Genomic DNA, 19176 nt, shown 5'->3' with positions numbered 1-19176 from the left:
TGGACCCGCGGAAGGAAGGCTCATGCCGACAACAGATGTAGAGGTACGCGATCTCCGACCGTCCGACCTGGACCGGGTGGTGGAATTGGAGCACGCCAAATGGGATCGTGCGCAGGCCGCGACCCGGGCGGAATTGTACGAGCGGATCGATCGCCTGCCCGGCCATGCCGCCGGGGCGTTCTCGGCGGACGGGGAGAAACTGCTCGCGTCCATGTTCGCCCGGCCTGTCACGAGGGAAACGGTTCGCGACGCGGACAGTTGGCGCGGGTGCGCCTACGCACCCCTGCCCCCGGCCGGGAGCACCGATTGCGTATTCGGCGTCAGTTTGACCAGTACCAGCGCCGACGCGGCCGAGGCGCTGTTCCGCTCCTTCCTGCCGCGATTGGCCGACATGGGTTATCGCCACCTGTACGGCGGGTCGACCGTCCCCGGATTGCGGGAATGGCTCGCGGCCCATCCGGCGGGTTCGCCCGACGCGTACGCGCGGGCGACGAACGAGGACGGCACACCCCTGGACCGCCAACTGCGCTACTACCACATGCACGGCTTCACGACGATCGTCGCGGTCAAGCCGAACTACTTTCCGCACTCGCAGTCGCTGAATTACGGAGTCGTCATCCACCGGAGTCTCTGAAGGGTGAGTACCGTGCCGCAGCTGCCACCTGCCACCGCGCCGTTGAGCGACTACATCGCACGACGAGAACCGGCGTTCTTCCCCGGCCTGGCCGCGGGGTGGCCCGCCGTCCGGCGGTGGGATTTCGACTTCCTCGGGCGACTCCGGCCGGAGATGTCGGTTCGATTGGTGCGGGGAGATCGGGAGAGCGGTGCGACGCGTTTCGTCGAGTCGACGCTGGGCGCCTACATGCGGCTGCTCGCGCGCGACGAGTTCGGCGAGGAGTTCCTGTATCTCAAGGAATTCGATCTCCTGCGGCGTTTTCCGCACCTGCACGCCGACATCTCGCCGCGTAGAGAACTCCTTCCGCGGCGCGCGTTCGCCCCGCCGCCGGGAGTCTGGGTCGGTCCCGCGCGGGCGCGGACCGGGGCCCACTACGACCTCCTGGGCAATATCGCCGTCGTGATTCGCGGCGGCAAGCGTTTTCGCGTCGCGCCGCCCGGTTTCGTCGAAGCGGCCGATGCCCTGTCGGCGAAATACGACCCCTTGGCGCGCCTGTCGGCCCGGCCCTTGGCCGAGATCGCCGCGGCCACGCGATCCGAGGACAGGCTGTACGAGGTCGAACTCGTCGCCGGTGACGTCCTGTACGTGCCCGATCGCTGGTGGCACGAGGTCCGCAATCGCTCGGCGAGCATTCTGCTGAGCGGATTCTTCGGCGGCTACGGACATGTCGCGGCGCGGGCGGCCCAGGTGGCCGTACGCCACGGTCTGCATCTCGCCCACCGCGACCGCGCCACGGGATGCACCTGCCATGAAACCGGTAGCGGCGACAAGGAGTACCGATGAGAGCGTTCGTCCTCGACGATTTGAGCCGGCTGTACCGGGCGTGTGAAGGAGCCGAACGGGACCTCACGGAGAAGGCCCTCGACCAACCCTTCACCGATCTCGGGCTGGATTCGCTGGGCACGATCGAATTGGCCGAACGGATCCAACGGGAATGGCCTGTTCGGATTCCGACGCTGTTACCCCACGAGACCGTGGAGATTCTCCGAACCCCGCGTCTCGCACTCGAATACGTCAACAAGCTCTTGGTCGCGGCGCGGGAGACGGAAGGGGTTCGCGAGTGATACCGACCGCGCCGGGCGCGCGGCCGCTGGTCGGCCACCTGCCGTCATTCCTGAAGCAGCCCTTCGCGTTTCTGGCGCGGCTGCCCGAACACGGCGATGTCGTGCGGATCCGGCTCGGGCCGAAAACCGCTGTGGTGGTGTGTGATCCGGGATTGACCCGCCGAGTTCTGGTGGACGACCGGACCTTCGACAAGGGTGGGCTGTTCCTGGAACGCGAGCGGGAGTGGCTGGGCGACAGCGTCGCCACCTGTACCCATGGCACGCATCGGCACAAGCGGCGCCTGGCCCAGCCCGCCTTCCATCCGAGACGGATCGCGGGCTACGCGGACACGATGACCACGCAGATCGCCGCGGTCGTGGACGGCTGGCATTCCGGTCGAATCCTCGATGTGTGCCCCGAGATGTTCACCATCGCGTCCCGGGTCTTCGGCGCGGCCATGTTCTCCAGCACCCTCCCGGCCGCGGCGCTGCATCGGGTGATCGGCGATCTCACCACCACCTTCGACGGCACCTTCCATCGCACGCTGCTCCCGGACGCGGTCGGCCGCTTGCCGATTCCCGGCACGCGGCGGTACCACACCGCCAATCGCCGGTTGCGGGCGACGATGAACGGCATCATCGCCGAGCGCCGCGCGAGCGGCGTCGACAACGGGGATCTGCTCTCGGCGCTGCTCGCGGCCCACGACCGCGACAGCGACGCGCGCGGCGACGTGAGCGACGCGGTCGTGACGTTCTTCGTCGCGGGCGCGGAGACCACCTCCGCCGCGCTGTCGTGGGTGCTGTATTCCCTTGCGCGACAACCGGATATCGAGGCGCGGTTGCATGCCGAGGTCGACGCGGTGCTCGCGGGACGACTGCCCGAGTACGGCGATCTGGAACGGCTGCCGCTGGCGAGCCGGATCGTCACCGAGACCCTGCGGCTCTACCCTCCCGCCTGGTTCTTCACCCGCAGGGTCACCACCGCGGCCGGGCTCGGCCCGTACGAGCTGCCCGCCGGGAGCACGATCGCCCTGAGCCCCTACGTCATTCAGCGGCGGCCCGACCTGTTCGACGCACCCGACCGGTTCGATCCCGACCGGTGGCTGCCGGAGCGCGCGGTGTCGTCCCCCGACGCCCTGCTGCCCTTCGGCGGCGGGGCCAGGAAGTGCATCGGCGAAGCCTTCGGGATGACCGAGGTCGTGCTGGCCCTGGCGATCATCGCGAGTCGCTGGCGGTTGGCGACCGTGCCCGGTGTCCGCGTCCGGCCGCCGCTGTCGGTTTCGTTGGTACCCGGAGGGCTGCGTCTGCGTCTCGTCGACCGCCGGTCGGCGCGGGACTGAGAGGAGTGGTCGGTGTTCCAGTTGACCAGGGCCGCACGGGAATTGCTGCCGTCCGATGACGACGTCGAGTTCTATCGGCGGCACGGCTGGTACGTCGCGCCGCGCTTGTTCACCGACGCGGAGATCGACGAGGCATTGGCCGCGGTCGCGGCGCATCAGCGAGGCGAGCGGGACGACCCCCTGCCCGGCGCGATCGACGAACTCTACGACTGGGTTCCGGGCGCGACGCATCAGATCCGGTTCAACGACTATGTGGCGCTGACGAATCGCCGCCTCCGCGATTTCATGCTGCGCCCCATGATCGCCGCCACCGCCGCCCGGCTGGCGCAGACGAGCCGAATTCGCCTGTGGCAGAGCAGCATCGTCCACAAACAGCCGCAGACCGGGGACGGCGACACCACGATCGGCTGGCACACCGACCGTGCCTACTGGCGCAGCTGCACCTCGACGAAGATGCTGACCGCGTGGATCGCGCTTCAGGACTGCGACGAGGATATGGGTCCGGTGGTGATGGTCGACGGAAGTCACCGCTGGCCGGATACACCGGAGGTGCGGGCGCTGCGCTGGGGTCGAACCTTCTTCGGCGTCGATCCGGCGTTGTTGCAGGACCGCCTCGAACGCACCGGGATGCCGCTGCGATACGTGCCGTTGCTGTTGCGCAAGGGCCAGGTCAGTTTTCACAACTGTCTGACCGTCCACGGCAGCGGACCCAATCGGAGCGGGAAGGCCAGGATCGGGGCGGCGGTCGATATGCAGGACCGCTCGAACCGCTATCAACGGGTCTACGACGACGCGGGCGAATTGCAGTCCTATGCCAATGACCGGATGTGCCGACGGCTACCGAACGGTGACTTCGACTACAGCGATCCGGTCATCTGCCCGGTGCTGTGGGATGCCGAATCCGATTGATCTACAACGACTTTCGCGGGAAGAGGTGTCATGTTCGAATTGTCGCCGAACGAACGAGAGTTGCTGCCGTCCGACGACGATGTCGAGTTCTATCGGGAGCACGGCTGGTTCGTCACCCCGCGGCTGTTCACCGACGAGGCCGTGGACGCCGCCGCGGCGGCGCTGGCGGACCATCACCGCGGCGAGCGCGACCGGGTCCTCCCCGTCCCCCTCGACGAGATGGACGACTGGGTCGAGGGTTCGGCCCACGCGATCCGATTCAATGATCACGTCGCCCTGACCAGTGATCGTCTCGGCGGCTTCATGCTGCAACCGCTCATCGCGGCCATCGCGGCCCGGCTGGTGGGGACCCCGCGGATCAGGCTCTGGCTGAGCAGCTTGATCTACAAACCGCCACGCACGCGGGTCACCCTGGAATGGCATGCCGACCGCGTGCACTGGCACACCTGCACCTCCACCAAGATGGTGAGCGCGTGGATCGCCCTCCAGGACTGTGACGAGACGATGGGACCGGTTGTGATGATCGACGGCAGCCATCGGTGGCCGGACACCGCGGAGATCCACGCGATTCGCCACAACGACACGTTCTTTCGCGGCGACGACCCGGCGAAGGCGGAGCGCATGCTCCAGCGCACCGGAATGCCGATCCGGCGGGTGCCGCTCCTGCTGCGCAAGGGGCAGGTGAGTTTTCACAGCTGTATGACGATTCACGGCAGCGGGTCGAATCTGAGCGACCGTCCGCGCGTCGGACTGATCGTGCACATGCAGGACGACGCGAACCGCTATCAACGCGTGCACGACGAAACCGGCAGGCTGCTCACGCATTTCAACGATCGGATGTGCGGCCGGCTGCCGAACGGGGACGTCGACTACCGCGACCCGGCGATCTGTCCGGTGTTGTGGGAGTCGGCCGAATGAGCTCGCGGGTGCGGCTCAACGGGGAGCGCCCGGCGAATACTCCTCGTGCGGAACGGCTTTCGCCCACAGCGCGTCGCGGACGGCGATCGCGCGCGCGACCTCGACCGGGTCACGGGTGAGGCCGTAGCCGACGAAATCCTCCTCGTCGAACAAGGTCCAGGCGAGGGTGTCGTCGTCGATCAGGCACCACTCGTCGGTGGTGTGATCCTCCGGCCGCACCCGATGCCGGGGAAGCCAGCGAATATCCTCACCGTGCGCCTGATTGCGTCCGGTCACCGCGTGCAGGAAGGAGATGTATTCGGTCAGGGGTTCGGTGACGACCCGGACGCGTTGCATCGCGACGCCGCGGGCGGTGGTCGCGTCGCACAGATCCTCCCATTCCTTCCACAACACCGGATAATCGTCGGGATCGAGCGGCACCAGGCCCGCCCGATAGCGGCGCATCGGTTCGTGCTCGTCGCTCACGACGTGGAAGTCCTCCACCTCGAATTGGAAGGCGCGGTAGGTGGCCCGGCCGAACAGCGAGGCCAGCTCGGATCGGGGCAGAAACAACATGTCACGACTCCAGCGCTCGGCATTTCTCGGACAGTCTGTGGGCCACATCGGTCATGAAATCCATACCGCTCGCGGGCGCGAATTTCGGATCGAATTCCGGCAGTACCCGGACGACCGCCGCAGGATAGGGGTGCAGCGTATAGAGGACAGTGACCCGGGGCACGGCCCACTGGGCGGGGTCGCGTGGCACGCTGACGCGATGGGTGCAGGCGCGGAAATGGTCGTTACCGATCACCCGCAGCCATTCGCCGCTGATCACGACGAGCGCGTCGGCGGGTGTGCGCACCCGGCTCCACGCCCCGCTCCGGGGGCGATACACCTGGAACCCTTCCACCGGGCTGCCGAGCATGAGGCTGAGGAGCCCGTAATCCTCGTGGGCGAGCACGCGAGCCGGTGAGGCGAGAGCTCCGGGGGCGGTGGCGATGGGCGGGTAGTGATTGATGCGCAGGACGTCGTTCGTCGGGGCGATGTCGGCGTCGTATCGCGCGGGATCGACGCCCAGATATTCGAACAGCGCCCTGCCGAGCGGTGGGATCAGTTCCTCGCAGCGTTGCCAGAAGGTGCGCAATGCCGGTTCGAATTTCTCGTCCGGCCACCGGTCGAGTGCGCTCGCCGGGTCCTGTCCGGTAATTCGGAAGGCGGATCGGTCGAATTCCCAGGCCTCCACCGCGTGGGGGAGGGACGGCATGCTCTCCTGGAGTGGCACGTACCCCAGATAGTAGGGTTCGCCGTAGGCGCAGTCCGGCGAGACGAAACGCATCTTCCGCGCCTCGGGTACCGTCGTGAAAATACTCAGCGCGTCGGCCTCGGCGGCCCGGAGTTCTTCGGGGGCGATGCCGTGGTTGATCAGAATCGCCGATCCGGAATCCGCCATGGCCGAACCCAGGATATCGATGAAACGATCGCGCGCCGCCGGGCCACCCCACAGATCCCGCATATCGCAGACCGGTGGCTGGAAATCGTCGTCGAAGAGGTCGGCGGGACTTTCGATGAGCGTGGGGCCGGGATCGCCGAGGTCGGTTGCCTTCTCGCTCACGCCTGCACCCCTGTCGGATGAGTCCGATGATGATCGGCCGCTGCGAATCGTGCTGTCTCCAACGTTCGCAGCACCCGGCCGCGCTGTCAACACCCGACCGGTTCCGAAGATCCCATCTGTCCTGTTGTGCCACATATCGATTCGGCTTCCGGAACCGGATTCTTGTGTGACACTGGAGATTCGGAACCGGTGTCGGCGCCCCCTGGAAGGTGCGTGGCGATATGAGTTCGACCGCGAATCGACGAACATTCCTCCGAGGCACCGCGCTCGTCGCCGTGCAGGCTTTCGGAGTATCGGCGTGTGCGAACGGATTCGGCGGAACCGGAACGGTCGGCGACACCATCCGGTTCGGCTTCCTGGCCGATATGCAGGTGCCCGATCCGGACATCTTCTACGAGGGCGAGGGCCTCCAGGTCACCCTGAGCGCCTACGAGGGACTCGTTGCGTACCAACCGGATTCGCCCGAGATCGGGCCCGCCCTCGCGGAGTCGTGGACGGTGGTCGACGACGGGCGCACCTACACATTCCGGCTCCGCGCGGGGGTCACCTTCCACGACGGCACGCCGATGACGGCCACCGCGATCATCGAGAGTTTCCACCGGCGTTCCGCCGTCGACCAGGCGCCCGCCTATCTGATCGCCGATGTGGAGTCGATGTCGGCGCCCGACGACGCCACGCTCGTGATCGCGCTCCGGGAACCCGTCGAGCCGTTCCTGCACTACCTCGCCTGTCCGTGGGGGCTGAAGGCCGTGAGCCCCACCGCCGTGCGGACCCACAGCGTGAACGGTGATCTGGCGCAGGACTGGTTGAGCACGCACGACGCCGGAACCGGGCCGTACCGGATCGCGGAATTCGTGCGGGGCAGCCACTACACGCTGACCGCCTACGACGGCTACTGGGGGACGCGACCGGAGTTCACCACCCTGCGTATCGAGATCATCCCCGACATCACGACGCAACGCCTGCTGCTGGAACAGGGGCAACTCGACATGATCACCAAGGGGTCCCCGGTCGCCGCGATCGAGGCGATGCGGACGAACCCGCGGCTGACGGTGACCCAACGTCCCACGGCGTTCAAATCGACGATCTTCCTGAACTGGAAGCGAGGCGCGTTCGCCGATCCGGAGTTCCGCCGGGCGATGCGCGCGGCGGTGGACATTCCCGCGCTCGTCGAGCCCGCCTACGGTTCGACCGCGTCCCGATCCACCCAGTTCTACCCGGCCGGGGTGTTGCCGGAGGGCGTCGCGCCGGACGCGCCCGATCACGACGTGTCCCCGCTGAGGGCGCTGATCGCGAGGCTGCCCGACGGTGACAAGCGGATCGATCTCGCCTACGACGAGGCGGGCGGGGCGACCGACGCCCGCGTCGCCGAACTGCTCCAGACGCAGCTGGCGGCATTGGGGCTGACCGCCCGCGTGCGGGCGCTGCCCACCTCGCAGGTGTTCGCGCTGCACGCCGCGCCCGTCGGGCAGCAACCGCATCTGCTCGTCCACGGGTACGGCGGCGACGCGCTCGACGCCGATACGACATTGCGGATCTTCTTCCGCACGGGCGTCGCGCCGATCAACTGGTTCAACTATTCCGATCCCGCGTTCGACGCCGTCATGGACGCCGGGAAGCGATCGGTCGGCAAGGCCGACGCCGAGCGGCACTGGGTCGAGGGCGCTCGGATCGTGACAAATCAGGCATGGATCATCAACCTCTGCGATATCGCGGACGTCATCGTGACCGGTTCGGGCATCGGCCGGATCGTGCATACCCTGCTCGGTACCGGAATGGTGCCGATCAACGAGCTTCGACGGGCGGCGGCGAGGTGACGGGCCCGCCGATCGGACCGGCCCGCGCGGCCGTGCGGGACCTGCGCGTGACGTTTCGCCGCCGGGGCGTCGCGGTGCGTGCCGTGCGGGGAGTGGACCTCGAGATCGCGGCCGGGGAGATCCTCGCGCTCGTGGGGGAGTCCGGTTCCGGTAAGAGCGCCTTGGGGTCGAGCCTGCTCGGCCTGCCGGTGGGGGATCCGCCCGCCGTCGTCACCGGGCGGGCCGAGGTGTGCGGTGTCGACATGGTCGCCGCCCCGCCCGCCGAGCGACGCCGGATCCGTCGCGCGCATCTGGGCGCGGTGTTCCAGAACCCGATGACGTCGCTGAATCCGACCATGCGCGTCGGCGACCAGCTGCGTGAGGTCGTCGGCTCGACCGCGGCGGCGGCCCGACTGCTCGACCTGGTCGGAATTCCGCACGCCGCGCGCAGGTTGCGGTCGTATCCCCACGAGCTGTCCGCGGGTATGCGGCAACGGGTCATGATCGCGATCGCGATCGCCGCGCACCCCGATCTGATCATCGCCGACGAACCGACATCGGCGCTGGATGTCACGGTGCAGGCGCAGATCCTGGCACTGCTGTCCGACCTGCGGGGCGAACTCGAGTGCTCGGTGTTGCTGATCACCCACGACATCGGTGTCGCCGCCGAGATCGCCGACCGGGTCGCGGTCATGTACGGGGGACGCCTGGTCGAGATCGGTGCCGTGGCCGATGTTCTCGCCGCGCCCGCGCATCCGTACACCGCCGGGTTGCTGGGTTCGCGGCTGGATCTCACCCTGCCGTTGGGTCACCCCATCCCGGTGCTGACCGGTATGCCGCCGGATCCGAGCGATCCGCCGCCGGGGTGTCCGTTCGCGCCGCGGTGCGCGCTGCGTATCGACGACTGCGAGCGGTCGCCGATCCCGCTCACACCGGCGGCCACCCATGCCGGGACCGCGGCGTGCGTGCTTCCCGAGCCGGTCGACCGGGCCGGGGCGCGTCGGCTGCCGCCCGCGTTTCCGCCGCTGGCCCCGCGCGTCGACGCACGACCGGCGGTGCGCTGCGTCGACGTCGGCAAGGAGTACCGACTGCGCGGCGGTCCGGCCCGGCGCGAGACGCTGACGGTGCTGCGCGGGGTCACCCTGCGGGTGGCGGCGGGGGAGGCCGTCGCCGTGGTGGGTGAGTCCGGGTCGGGCAAATCGACGCTGTTGCGGGTGATCGCGGGACTGACCGAGCCGGACGGCGGTGTCGTCGAGGTGTCCGGGGCGTCGACGCAGATGATCTTCCAGGACGTCAGCGCGTCGCTGACCCCGTGGCTGACCGTCGAACGACAGGTCGGTGAGCGGCTGCCGCGGACGCTCGGCCGGGCGGCCCGCCGGGCTCGGGTGATCGCGGCCCTCGAACGGGTGGGACTTCCGGCGGCCGTCGCCGACCTGCGTGCCGAGAATTTGTCCACCGGGCAGCGTCAGCGGGTCGCGTTCGCGCGGGCGACCATCGTCGTCCCGTCGGTCTTGCTGTGCGACGAGCCGACCTCGGCATTGGACGCGCCGCTGGCGGCGACGACACTGAACTTGATTCAGGCGCTGCGGCGGGAGTTCGGGCTCACGGTCGTCTTCGTGACCCACGATCTGGCCGCGGCCCGCTTCATCGCCGACCGGGTCGCGGTGATGTATCGCGGGGAGATCGTCGAGATAGATACCGCCGAAAAGGTGGCACAGGCACCCTCGCACCCCTACAGTAGGACGCTGGTGGCCGCGGTGCCGAAGCTCGGGTGCGCGCCCGAACAACCGCGCGGCGAACCGATCGTCGCCGCGTCGGCGCCCGACAATGGCCCGGGCGGCGCACCCACGCCCGCGGCGCTACGACGACGCCCGAGACCCGGCGAGGCGATCACGCTGGGTGTGCTCGCGGCGCTGATCCTCGTCATGCTCGCCGCCTCCTGGATCGCCCCCTACGACCCTCAGCTCCCCGTGGGACATCCGGTCTCCCCACCTGACGCGGCCCACTGGCTCGGCACCGACGAGATCGGGCGCGACATCCTGAGCCGGGTCCTGATCGGGATGCGGTCCAGTTGGTGGGGTGCGCTGTGCGTGATCGCGTCCGGGGTCGTCGTCGGCGGCGCGGTGGGACTCGTCGCCGGAACGGTCGGCGGGATCGTCGACCGGATCCTCATGCGGATCACCGATCTGTTCATCGCCCTGCCCGCACCCCTGCTCGCCATCGCGGTCGTGGCCGCGATCGGTCCGTCGTACGCGCACACCCTGGCGGCGGTGGCGCTCGTCTGGTGGCCGCTGTACGCGCGCGTCGTGCGGGGCGAGGTGACCCGGCTCCGAGCGCTGCCGCACATCGACGCCGCGCGGATGTCCGGCGCGGGCCCGCTCCGGCTGGGCCGGCTGCATCTGCTGCCCGGCGCGTGGCCGCCGACCATCGTCGCCGCCAGTCTCGATGTCGGTGCCCTGATCCTCATGCTGTCGGGCCTGTCCTTCGTCGGACTCGGCGCTCCCGCACCGGCTCCGGAGTTGGGCGCGATGTGCGCGCGGGGGCTGGCCTACCTCCTCGATTCCTGGTGGATCCCGATCATGCCCGCGATCGGGCTGTTCGTCCTCGCCACGATCGCGAACCTCACCGGTGACGTGCTCCGCGACCGCCTCACCGATCGCTGACCGCGCCCGCTGTTCCCAGCAAGGGAGTGATCCGAATGCTCGAAGTCGTTGCCCGGCGCGGCATCTCGACGATCCTCGTGCTGCTCGCGCTCGTCGCCGCGGTGTTCGTGCTCCGACAGGTCTCGCCGGTCGATCCGGCCCGAGCGTATGTCGGCGACCGGGCCTCCGCCGAGGTGGTCGAGCGGGCGCGGCACGATCTCGGCCTCGATCGGCCGCTGCCGGTGCAGTACGCCGACTACGTCGGCAAGGCGGCCACCGGGGATTTCGGGCAGTCCGCGGTGACCCGTCGGCCGGTCGGCTCCGATATCGCCGAATTCCTGCCCGCCACAGCCGAATTGGTCGGCTGCGGATTCGTGCTGGCGGTGGTGCTCGGCATCCTGCTCGGCACGGCGACCGCGTTGCGGTGGCGCGGATCGGAGGTGGTTCGTCTCGTGCTGATCGGCGGCTCATCGATGCCGGTCTTCCTCGCCGCGCTGTTCGGAATCCTGCTGTGCTACAAGGAATTCGGTCTGCTACCCGCGCGCGGGCGCAGCTCCTACGCCGACGCGCCCGACGGGCCCTCCGGATTCCTGCTCATCGACTCGCTGCTCGCCGGGCGGCCGACCGTATTCCTCGACGCCGCGGCGCATCTGGTACTTCCCGTCGTGTGCCTGTCCCTGGTCCCGGCGGTCGCCATCGGTCGGGCGCTGCGCAGCAGTATGCAGCACACGCTCCGCGCCGATCACGTCCGCACCGCCCGCGCCAAAGGTCTGCCCGAACTCCGCGTCGTCGCCAAACACGCGCTGCGAAACTCCCTGAACTCCACCATGTCCATCGCGGGCATGCAGGTCGCCGCCCTGTTCGGCGCCGACATCCTGCTGGAACTGATCTTCGCCTGGCCCGGCCTCGGCCTCTACACCGCCCAGGCCATCAAGATCGCCGACTACACCACCATCGCCGGAATCACCCTGACCCTCGGCGCGATCTACGTGCTGACCAACTTCCTGGTCGACCTCGGGCAGGCCCTCGCCGATCCCCGAACTCGGCAAAGCTGACGAGGGACGGCAGGCCGATCTCCAAAATCTTGAAAACTCCAGAGCCGGAGGGCTTTTCGATCCAGGAGACCCGGGTATGGCGGCAGTACCGAAGTTCGCCGCGGCCGATCCTCAGCGCGTGATCGCCGGGTCGGGGGAGCAGGGGTGTGGGGACCGGATCCGATCGGCGAACCGTCACGACTTCGACGGAACGGAGCAGGAGGATCATTATGTCCGGAACTACCGAAGGGCAAGCCGCGGAATCGGACCCGATCGCGGTGATCGGAACGAGTTGCCGGTTCGCGGGTGGGGTGGACAGCCCGGACACGTTCTGGGAGATGCTGGTCGAGGGCCGCTATTCGGTGTCGGAGATCCCGGCGGACCGGTGGGAACAACCCGAGGACGCGCGCGCGGCCGCGGTGTGGCGGAGGACGACGCGGCGGGCGTCGGTGCTCGACGATGTCGCGGGATTCGATGCCGCGTTCTTCGGGATCTCGCCGCGGGAAGCGGTGATGATCGATCCGCAGCATCGGATCGTGCTCGAATTGGCTTGGGAGGCTTTGGAACACGCGGGTCTTCCGGTGGAGCGGTTGCGAGGCACCGACGCGGGCGTGTTCGTCGCGGCCACCTCGCACGACTATTCGGAGCGATTGCGGGCCGATCTGCGGACCCTCGAGGCGTGGGCGGTCAACGGCGCCAACGCCTTCGGAATCTCCAACCGTATCTCCTTCGCCCTGGATCTGCACGGTCCGAGCATGACGGTGGACACCGCGTGCGCCGGGTCGCTCAACGCGATCCATCTGGCGTGCGGGCATCTGTGGCGCGGGGAGATTCCGTTGGCGGTGGTGGGCGGCGTGAACGTGATCGCCGGGCCGGGATCCACGGTCGCGCTCGAGGGCACCGGGGCGACCGCCGCGGACGGGCGCTGCAAGGCGTTCGACGCGGCGGCGGACGGGTACGGGCGCGGCGAAGGCGCCGCGGTGGTGGTCTTGAAGCGGTATTCGGACGCGGTCGCCGACGGTGACCGGGTGCTGGCGCTGATCCGCGGCACGGGCGCGTTCCACGACGGGACCGGCGACGGTTTCATGACGCCGAACGGCGAGGCCCAGGAGCGGATGCTGCGCGCGGTCTATCGCCGCTTCGGCATCGATCCCGCGAGCGTCGACTACGTCGAGGCGCACGGAACCGGGACGCCCGTGGGCGATCCCATCGAGGCCGCCACGCTGTCGCGGTTCTTCGGCGCGCACCGGACTGCCGACGACCCGTGCCTGATCGGCTCGGTGAAGCCGAATATCGGACATCTCGAGGCGGGAGCCGGGATCGCCGGTGTCATCAAGACCGTTCTCGCCCTGAACCGCGGGCGGCTCCCGGCCAGCCTGCACACCGAACTCACACCGTCCGTCGACTGGGCGGCCTCCGGGCTCCGCGTGGTTCCCGCCCTGATGCCGTGGCCGCGGCGGGACGGGCCGAGACGCGCCGGGGTCTCGGGCTTCGGCGTCGGCGGCGCGATCGGACACGTGATCCTGGAGCAGGCGCCGGAGCGGACCGCGGAACCGCATTCGCCGAATCGGCCGGGGCCGTGGGTGTTTCCGTTGTCCGCCCGATCCGAGGCCGGGGTGCGCGCGGCCGCCGGTCGGCTGGCGGACTGGTTGCAAAAGACTCCCGAGGTCCCGCTGTCGGCCGTGGCCGCCACGCTGGCGACGCGGCGCTCCCATCTCCAGGTCCGGGCCGCGGTCACCGCCGCGAACGGTGACGAACTCGCCGACGCGCTGCGAAACCTGGCCGCGGGCAACGACATCGGAGCCGAACGGGCCCGCGTACTTCCCACCGACCGCCGCGATCCGGTATGGGTGTTCTCCGGGCAGGGCGCCCAGTGGAGCGGCATGGGCCGCGAGTTGCTGCGCGAGGAGCCCGGCTTCGCCGAGGTGATCGACCGGCTGGGTCGGATCTTCGAGCAGGAGTGCGGTTTCACCCCCCGCGCGGCGATCGAGGCGGGGGACTGGTCGTCGCCGGTCCGCACACAGGCGATGGTGTTCGCGATGCAGGTCGCCCTCGCACACGTGTGGTTCGAGCGCGGCCTGCGACCGGGCGCGATCGTCGGGCACTCCACGGGCGAGATCGCGGCGGCGGTCGTGGCCGGTGTCCTCGACCTCGAGCCCGCCGCGCGGTTCAACTGCCGACGCGCCGTCGCGCTGGCGGATGCGGCGGGCAAGGGCGCGATGGCGATGGTGAATCTGCCGTTCGCCCAGGCTCGACAGCGTGTCGTCGCCGGTGCGGAGGCGGCGATCTCGGCGGCACCCGGATGGACGGTGGTGTCGGGGGACGCCGACGCCGTGCGGCGCGCGACGCGGCGATGGTCGGACGAGGGGGTGGTGGTGCGCCCGGTCGACACCTCGATCGCGTTCCACTCGCATCTGCTCGACCCGTTCGTTGCCGACGTGATCGACGCGGCGCGCTGCCTGACACCGCGCGACCCGCGAATTCCGTTGTACAGCACCGTGACCGCGGACCCGCGGTCGACCGCGCCGCGCGACGCCACCTACTGGGGAACGGCGGTGCGCGAGCCCGTCCGGTTCGTCGAGGCGATCGGCGCGGCGGCCGAGGACGGTCACCGCATGTTCCTCGAGGTGTCGAGTCATCCGATCGTGGCGCACTCGGTGAGCGAGATCCTCGACGAGTTCGGGCACACCCGCGCCGCGGTCGCGCACAGCCTGCGCCGCGATCGACCCGAACTCGCCACGCTGCTGACCAATCTCGCGCATCTGCACTGTCACGGAGCGGCCGTGGACTGGTCGCGCTCGACTCCCGGCGGCGATCCGGTGGACCTGCCCACCATGGCATGGCAGCACCAGCCCTACTGGATCTCGCCCGCGAGCGACTCGACCGGTCCGGCGGGCCACGATCCCGACAGCCATACCCTGCTCGGCGCGCCGCACCATACGACCGCGCCCACGGCGATGCACGTTTGGGAGACCGCCGTCGATTTCGACAGCCGCCCCTATCCGGGTCGACACCGGCTGCTCGGCGTCGAGATCCTGCCCGCCGCGGTGCTGCTCGCCACCTTCGCCACCGCGGTCGCCGGACCCCGGACCGAGCGGTGGCCGGTGGTGTTGCGGCAGGTGGAGTTCCGGTTCCCGCTGGTGCTCGACGGGCCCCAGCGCGTGCAGATCGTGTCGCACGCCGGACAATTGAGCATGACGGGCCGGACCGCCGAGGACGAGCGGGACGCCGCCGATCCGGAGGCGAACGTCGTCCACGCCACCGCCGCGGTCGAGTCCGAACCGCCCGGCCCCGGTGACCGCGCCGACATCGCCGCGATCCGGCGGCGGTGCGGGCGGGGACTCTCGTGGCGCGACGCCGAGGACCGGTTCACCCGAAACGGCGTCACCGGTTACGGTTTCGACTGGCAACTCGAGGATCTGCGCACCGGTTCCGGCGAATTCCTCACCGCCGCATCCGTTTCCGATTCGGGTGCCGCGCCGCTGAGCCGCTGGGCGCCGTTGCTCGACGCCGCGCTCACCGCCCTGCAACTGATCGCGCCCGAGGACGATCGTCCGCGCGTGCTGGCGGGGATCGGCACGGTCGCGCTGCACGGGATACCCGATACCCGGCTCCTCGTGCACGGCGTCGGGCACGAGGACGGCACGCTCGACATCCGAGTACTGAGCAACGACGGGTCGGTGCGCGCCGAACTGCTCGGCGTGCGTCTGGAAGCGGTCGAGGGCGCGCTCGACGAGCGCCCACATCCGCGCGAACTCGTTCACCGACTGTCGTGGGAAGCGCGTTCGGCCGATGGGGGAGCGGCGCCGGAGGAGGTTGTTCTCCTGGGTGAGGATCCGAGCGTGCTCGCGGCGCTGCGGAAACGCCACGCGGAGAACGGGATTCGCTGCACGGTGGCCGCGGGCCCGGACGATGTCGCCGTCGAGGGCGGCGCGGTCGTCGTTCTCCCGTCGGCCAGCGGGCCCGCGGACGAGGTGGCCGAGCGGAACACGTGGGCGCTCGTCCGCGCGGCGCAGTCGCTCGCCGCGGCGCGACGCGATCACCGGCCGAGGCTGTGGTGCGTCACGCGGGGCGTGCGCGCGGGGGAGAACGCCGCCGACGGAGCGCTGTGGGGCGTCGCCCGCGTCCTGGCGGGCGAACATCCGGAGTTCTGGGGCGGCCTGATCGATCTGGATCCGGACGCGCCCCTCGAGGCCGTCGCCGATGTCGTCGGCCGCCACTCGGGCGAGGACGTGCTCGCCCTCGGAGCCGGCGGCGTGCTGGCGCCGCGGTTGCGGCCCGCCGACAAGGACTCGGCGCGAACCGAATTCGAATGCCGCGCCGACAGCAGTTACCTGGTCGTCGGCGGCCTCGGCGCGCTGGGTCGCAAGACCGCCCTGTGGCTCGCCGAGCGCGGCGCGCGCCGACTGGTGCTCACCGGACGCCACGGGCTGCCGCCGCGGGGTGAATGGGACACGGCCACCGGCGACGCCGCGGACCGGATCGCGGACGTCCGGGCGCTCGAGGCACTCGGCGTCACCGTCCACATTCTCGCGTTCGATTGCGCGGACGCGGACGCGACCGCGGCGGCCCTGGCGGAACTGGACATTCCCCCGATCCGGGGCGTGGTCCACGCGGCGGGGGTCTCGGACGGCACGCTGCTGACCGAGCTCACGCGAGAAAGCCTCACCCGGGTGCTGCGGCCCAAGATTCGAGGCGCGGCGGTACTGGATCGCCTCTTCCCACCCGGCGCCGTCGATTTCTTCGTGCTGTTCTCCTCCTGCGGCCAACTCGCCCGCATCACCGGTCAGAGCGCCTATGCGGCGGCCAACGCGTTTCTCGACGCGCTCGCCGCGCGACGGCGTGCCGCCGGGTGCGTGGGAACGGTCAGCCTGGCGTGGAACACCGTCCTGGACACCGGAATGTCGGTCGACAACACCGCCGCGATCCAGGAGGCCGAAACCCGCGGCTTCGGCTCCCTCGGCATCGCCGACGTGTTCCGCGCGTGGCAGTTCGCCGCGCGTTGCCCCCAGCACTACCTCGCCGTCACGCCGGTCGTGGCCGCCGCGGCCAATCCCGTCCCCCTTCTCGACGGATCGGTCTGCGGCAGTGCGGATTCCGACGAGGACACACCGGAATGGCAGGATGTGCCGGACGGCGAACGGGCGGGGGCGATCCTGTCGGACGTGCGTGAGCAGATCAGCGCGGAACTGCGGATGCCCGCCGAGGAGCTCGAGCCCGAGCGCCCGCTGTCGGACCTCGGCGTCGACTCGGTGTTCACCGTTCGGCTGCGCACCCGCATCAACCGCCGCTACCGCCTCGAACTGCCCCCGACCCTGTTCTGGGACAGGCCCACCGTCGAGGCCATCGCCGCCCACGTCGCCGAAGAGACGGCGAAGACGGAACGGGCGGCGCGATGACCCGCGTGGCGAGGCCGAGACCTGCGAGGAACGTTGCGGAACCGGCGGCCGCGCGCGCGGCCGTCAGTGACACGGCGCTCCTCGCCGCGGCCGGGCGCGCCGCGGAGAGCCGCCGACCCGATCCGCTCGTGACCGATCCGCTCGCCGAGTCCTTCCTCGACGCCGTGGCGCCGCCGGTCCTCGACCCGTCTCGAAAGGCGATGGGGGAGAGGGTGGCTCGCCTGCTGGGGGACATGTTCATCCTCCGTACCCGGTACTTCGACGACGAGCTGACGCGTTTCACCGCCTCCGGCGGCAGGCAGTGTGTCCTACTCGGTGCGGGCCTGGACACCCGAGCCTATCGGTTGCGATTGCCCTCGACGACAACCGTTTACGAGCTGGACCTGCCCCCGACGCTGGAGTTCAAGGACAGCGTGCTGCTCGGCCGGAGCGAACGTCCGGTGTGTCGACGGATACCGGTGCGGGCCGACCTCGCCACGGACTGGACGACCCCGCTGATCCGCGCGGGGTTCGATCCCCGGGCGCGAACCGCCTGGCTGGCGGAGGGCCTGTTGCTGTATTTGACCGCGAGACAGGGCGATCGGCTGCTCGCCACTCTCACCGCGCACAGCGCCCCGCACAGCATGGTGCTGGTCGAGCACGTCAATCGTGCCGCCCAGACCGCCGCGGCAGGCCGTGCGGTGGCCGAGTGGGTCGCGGCGCTCGGGGAGCCGTGGCGCTCCGAGCTGGACGACCCGGCCCGGTGGCTGGCCCGGTTCGGGTGGACCGGCCGCGTGCACGACATCCGCGAACTCGCCCTGACACACCGGCGTCCGGTGCCGCCGTTCGCCGGGACGGAGTCCGGTGACGACCGCAGGGTCTGGTGTGTCTCGGCGACACCGCGGAATCCCTAGTGCCAGTGCCGAAGACCGCCACAGGGTTGCCGCTGTTACCGTCGAGGTCTCATCGGAACGATCTTGACGAGGAGTGTTCGCAGTATGTCGCGAAATTCGAGGGGTACGAAGCGTTTCGTGGTCGGCAGGGTCGCCGTCGGGGCGGCCGTGGTCACCGCCGGGATGCTGGCGAGTCAGGGTGTGGCCGCAGCGGATTTCTCCGCGGTGGTGATGAACTGTAGCGGTGTCGGTCCCAATGTCGTGGATGTGCCGTATTCGGCGCAGGTCGTGGTGGGGCAGTACAGCGGCAGGCCGGGGTGGACGGGGATCGCGGTGCACAGCGGCGCCAGCGTGTGGGGCGGTTACACGTCCCGGCCGACGCTCACGTGGACCAATCTCGCTACGGGAGTGAGCGATACGGCCACCGGTCAGTACCCGGTGTCCAGCGTGTTCGGGACCGGCGGGCAGGCCAACTTCGACGCCTGGAACATCGGTGGGGGACCTGTCCGGTTCGATCTCACCGCCGTCAACACCGGGCTGTTCCCGGTGCCGCCGGTGACCTGCTCGGGTGTCATCGATATCCCCTGATTCAGCCGGAACGAGGGATCGCTGTTCGCGCTCGCCGCGCAGCCACCGGGACAACGCCGCGTAGACCGCTTCGTGGTTGAGCAGCGTGAAGTGATTCGCCCCGGGCAGGTGCAGGCCGTTGTCGTCGTCGAAACCGATGCGGCGGGCGCGATTTCGGCCCGAACCGCTCGCGGCCAGGACCAGACCGTCCCCGATGACGCGGCCCAGGGGGTGGCGCGGGCTGCGGGTGACGGTCGCGGTGACGAAGTAGTGATCGGCGCCCTCGAGCAGCGGGACCTCGCGAATCGCCCTGCGGCGCAACGCGTCCGCGTCGACCCCGTCCCAGTCCTCATCGACCAGTGAACCGTGCCGCAGATCGCGGATGCCCG

At 69.7% G+C, this 19176-nt stretch carries 15 protein-coding genes; 13 read left to right on the top strand and 2 right to left on the bottom strand.

Annotated elements, in window-relative coordinates:
* Positions 1-22 precede the first annotated feature (22 nt).
* The 6 genes from ACFYTQ_RS24405 to ACFYTQ_RS24380 are packed head-to-tail and all read left to right on the top strand — an operon-like array spanning position 23 to position 4886.
* Positions 23-634: a hypothetical protein gene (locus tag ACFYTQ_RS24405; protein WP_387365214.1), complete on the top strand. Its 612-nt coding sequence runs from the start codon at positions 23-25 to the stop codon at positions 632-634.
* A gap of 3 nt (positions 635-637) precedes the next feature.
* Entirely contained in the window at positions 638-1459 is an 822-nt protein-coding gene (locus ACFYTQ_RS24400) for a cupin-like domain-containing protein (protein ID WP_387365211.1), read from the top strand.
* The gene (locus tag ACFYTQ_RS24395; RefSeq protein WP_387365208.1) at positions 1456-1740 is read left to right on the top strand and encodes an acyl carrier protein; all 285 of its coding nucleotides are present in this window, start codon (positions 1456-1458) and stop codon (positions 1738-1740) included. Before ACFYTQ_RS24400 ends, ACFYTQ_RS24395 begins: the two co-directional genes overlap by 4 nt.
* Positions 1737-3059 carry a cytochrome P450 gene (locus ACFYTQ_RS24390; protein ID WP_387365205.1) on the top strand — a complete coding sequence of 441 codons (1323 nt, stop codon included), beginning with the start codon at positions 1737-1739 and terminating at the stop codon, positions 3057-3059. The genes ACFYTQ_RS24395 and ACFYTQ_RS24390 overlap by 4 nt, the downstream gene beginning before the upstream one ends.
* 12 nt (positions 3060-3071) lie before the next feature.
* A complete protein-coding gene (locus ACFYTQ_RS24385; protein WP_387365202.1) occupies positions 3072-3968 on the top strand; it encodes a phytanoyl-CoA dioxygenase family protein in 897 nt (298 codons plus the stop codon).
* Positions 3969-3998: 30 nt separating this feature from the next.
* Positions 3999-4886 (top strand): phytanoyl-CoA dioxygenase family protein, encoded by an 888-nt coding sequence (locus tag ACFYTQ_RS24380; protein ID WP_387365199.1) that lies wholly within the window; start codon positions 3999-4001, stop codon positions 4884-4886.
* Positions 4887-4901: 15 nt separating this feature from the next.
* On the opposite strand, the gene ACFYTQ_RS24375 is transcribed toward ACFYTQ_RS24380, so the two are convergent.
* Together ACFYTQ_RS24375 and ACFYTQ_RS24370 are read right to left on the bottom strand one after the other, a co-directional pair.
* Positions 4902-5441: a DUF6879 family protein gene (locus ACFYTQ_RS24375; protein ID WP_387365196.1), complete on the bottom strand. Its 540-nt coding sequence runs from the start codon at positions 5439-5441 to the stop codon at positions 4902-4904.
* Position 5442: 1 nt separating this feature from the next.
* On the bottom strand, positions 5443-6477 hold the full coding sequence (locus ACFYTQ_RS24370; protein WP_387365194.1) for a 2OG-Fe(II) oxygenase family protein: 1035 nt from the start codon (positions 6475-6477) through the stop codon (positions 5443-5445).
* Positions 6478-6698: 221 nt separating this feature from the next.
* On the opposite strand from ACFYTQ_RS24370, the gene ACFYTQ_RS24365 reads away from it, so the two are divergent.
* The 7 genes from ACFYTQ_RS24365 (at position 6699) to ACFYTQ_RS24335 (ending at position 19150) form a co-directional block, all read left to right on the top strand.
* The gene (locus ACFYTQ_RS24365; protein ID WP_387365191.1) at positions 6699-8294 is read left to right on the top strand and encodes an ABC transporter substrate-binding protein; all 1596 of its coding nucleotides are present in this window, start codon (positions 6699-6701) and stop codon (positions 8292-8294) included.
* Positions 8291-10936, top strand: coding sequence for an oligopeptide/dipeptide ABC transporter ATP-binding protein (locus tag ACFYTQ_RS24360; RefSeq protein WP_387365189.1), 2646 nt, complete (start codon positions 8291-8293; stop codon positions 10934-10936). Before ACFYTQ_RS24365 ends, ACFYTQ_RS24360 begins: the two co-directional genes overlap by 4 nt.
* 35 nt (positions 10937-10971) lie before the next feature.
* Positions 10972-11970: an ABC transporter permease gene (locus ACFYTQ_RS24355; protein WP_387365186.1), complete on the top strand. Its 999-nt coding sequence runs from the start codon at positions 10972-10974 to the stop codon at positions 11968-11970.
* 209 nt (positions 11971-12179) lie between these two features.
* Entirely contained in the window at positions 12180-17348 is a 5169-nt protein-coding gene (locus tag ACFYTQ_RS24350) for a beta-ketoacyl synthase N-terminal-like domain-containing protein (protein WP_387365183.1), read from the top strand.
* Positions 17345-18241 (top strand): SAM-dependent methyltransferase, encoded by an 897-nt coding sequence (locus ACFYTQ_RS24345; protein ID WP_387365180.1) that lies wholly within the window; start codon positions 17345-17347, stop codon positions 18239-18241. Before ACFYTQ_RS24350 ends, ACFYTQ_RS24345 begins: the two co-directional genes overlap by 4 nt.
* Positions 18242-18358: 117 nt before the next feature.
* The gene (locus tag ACFYTQ_RS24340; RefSeq protein ID WP_387365177.1) at positions 18359-18808 is read left to right on the top strand and encodes a hypothetical protein; all 450 of its coding nucleotides are present in this window, start codon (positions 18359-18361) and stop codon (positions 18806-18808) included.
* A gap of 72 nt (positions 18809-18880) precedes the next feature.
* Entirely contained in the window at positions 18881-19150 is a 270-nt protein-coding gene (locus tag ACFYTQ_RS24335) for a hypothetical protein (RefSeq protein ID WP_387365174.1), read from the top strand.
* The last annotated feature ends 26 nt before the right edge of the window (positions 19151-19176 follow it).

Origin of the sequence: Nocardia sp. NPDC004068 (assembly GCF_042874315.1) — a bacterium.
In the GTDB taxonomy this organism is placed as follows: Bacteria; Actinomycetota; Actinomycetes; order Mycobacteriales; family Mycobacteriaceae; genus Nocardia.
Note: the sequence above shows the minus strand (reverse complement) of the source record. Positions and strands in the feature narration are given on the sequence as shown.

Coding starts and splice junctions, on each gene's coding strand:
- ACFYTQ_RS24405 (WP_387365214.1), top strand. CDS start 23: ATGCCGACAACAGATGTAGAGGTACGCGATCTCCGACCGTCCGACCTG.
- ACFYTQ_RS24395 (WP_387365208.1), top strand. CDS start 1,456: ATGAGAGCGTTCGTCCTCGACGATTTGAGCCGGCTGTACCGGGCGTGT.
- ACFYTQ_RS24380 (WP_387365199.1), top strand. CDS start 3,999: ATGTTCGAATTGTCGCCGAACGAACGAGAGTTGCTGCCGTCCGACGAC.
- ACFYTQ_RS24375 (WP_387365196.1), bottom strand. CDS start 5,441: ATGTTGTTTCTGCCCCGATCCGAGCTGGCCTCGCTGTTCGGCCGGGCC.
- ACFYTQ_RS24365 (WP_387365191.1), top strand. CDS start 6,699: ATGAGTTCGACCGCGAATCGACGAACATTCCTCCGAGGCACCGCGCTC.
- ACFYTQ_RS24355 (WP_387365186.1), top strand. CDS start 10,972: ATGCTCGAAGTCGTTGCCCGGCGCGGCATCTCGACGATCCTCGTGCTG.
- ACFYTQ_RS24350 (WP_387365183.1), top strand. CDS start 12,180: ATGTCCGGAACTACCGAAGGGCAAGCCGCGGAATCGGACCCGATCGCG.
- ACFYTQ_RS24345 (WP_387365180.1), top strand. CDS start 17,345: ATGACCCGCGTGGCGAGGCCGAGACCTGCGAGGAACGTTGCGGAACCG.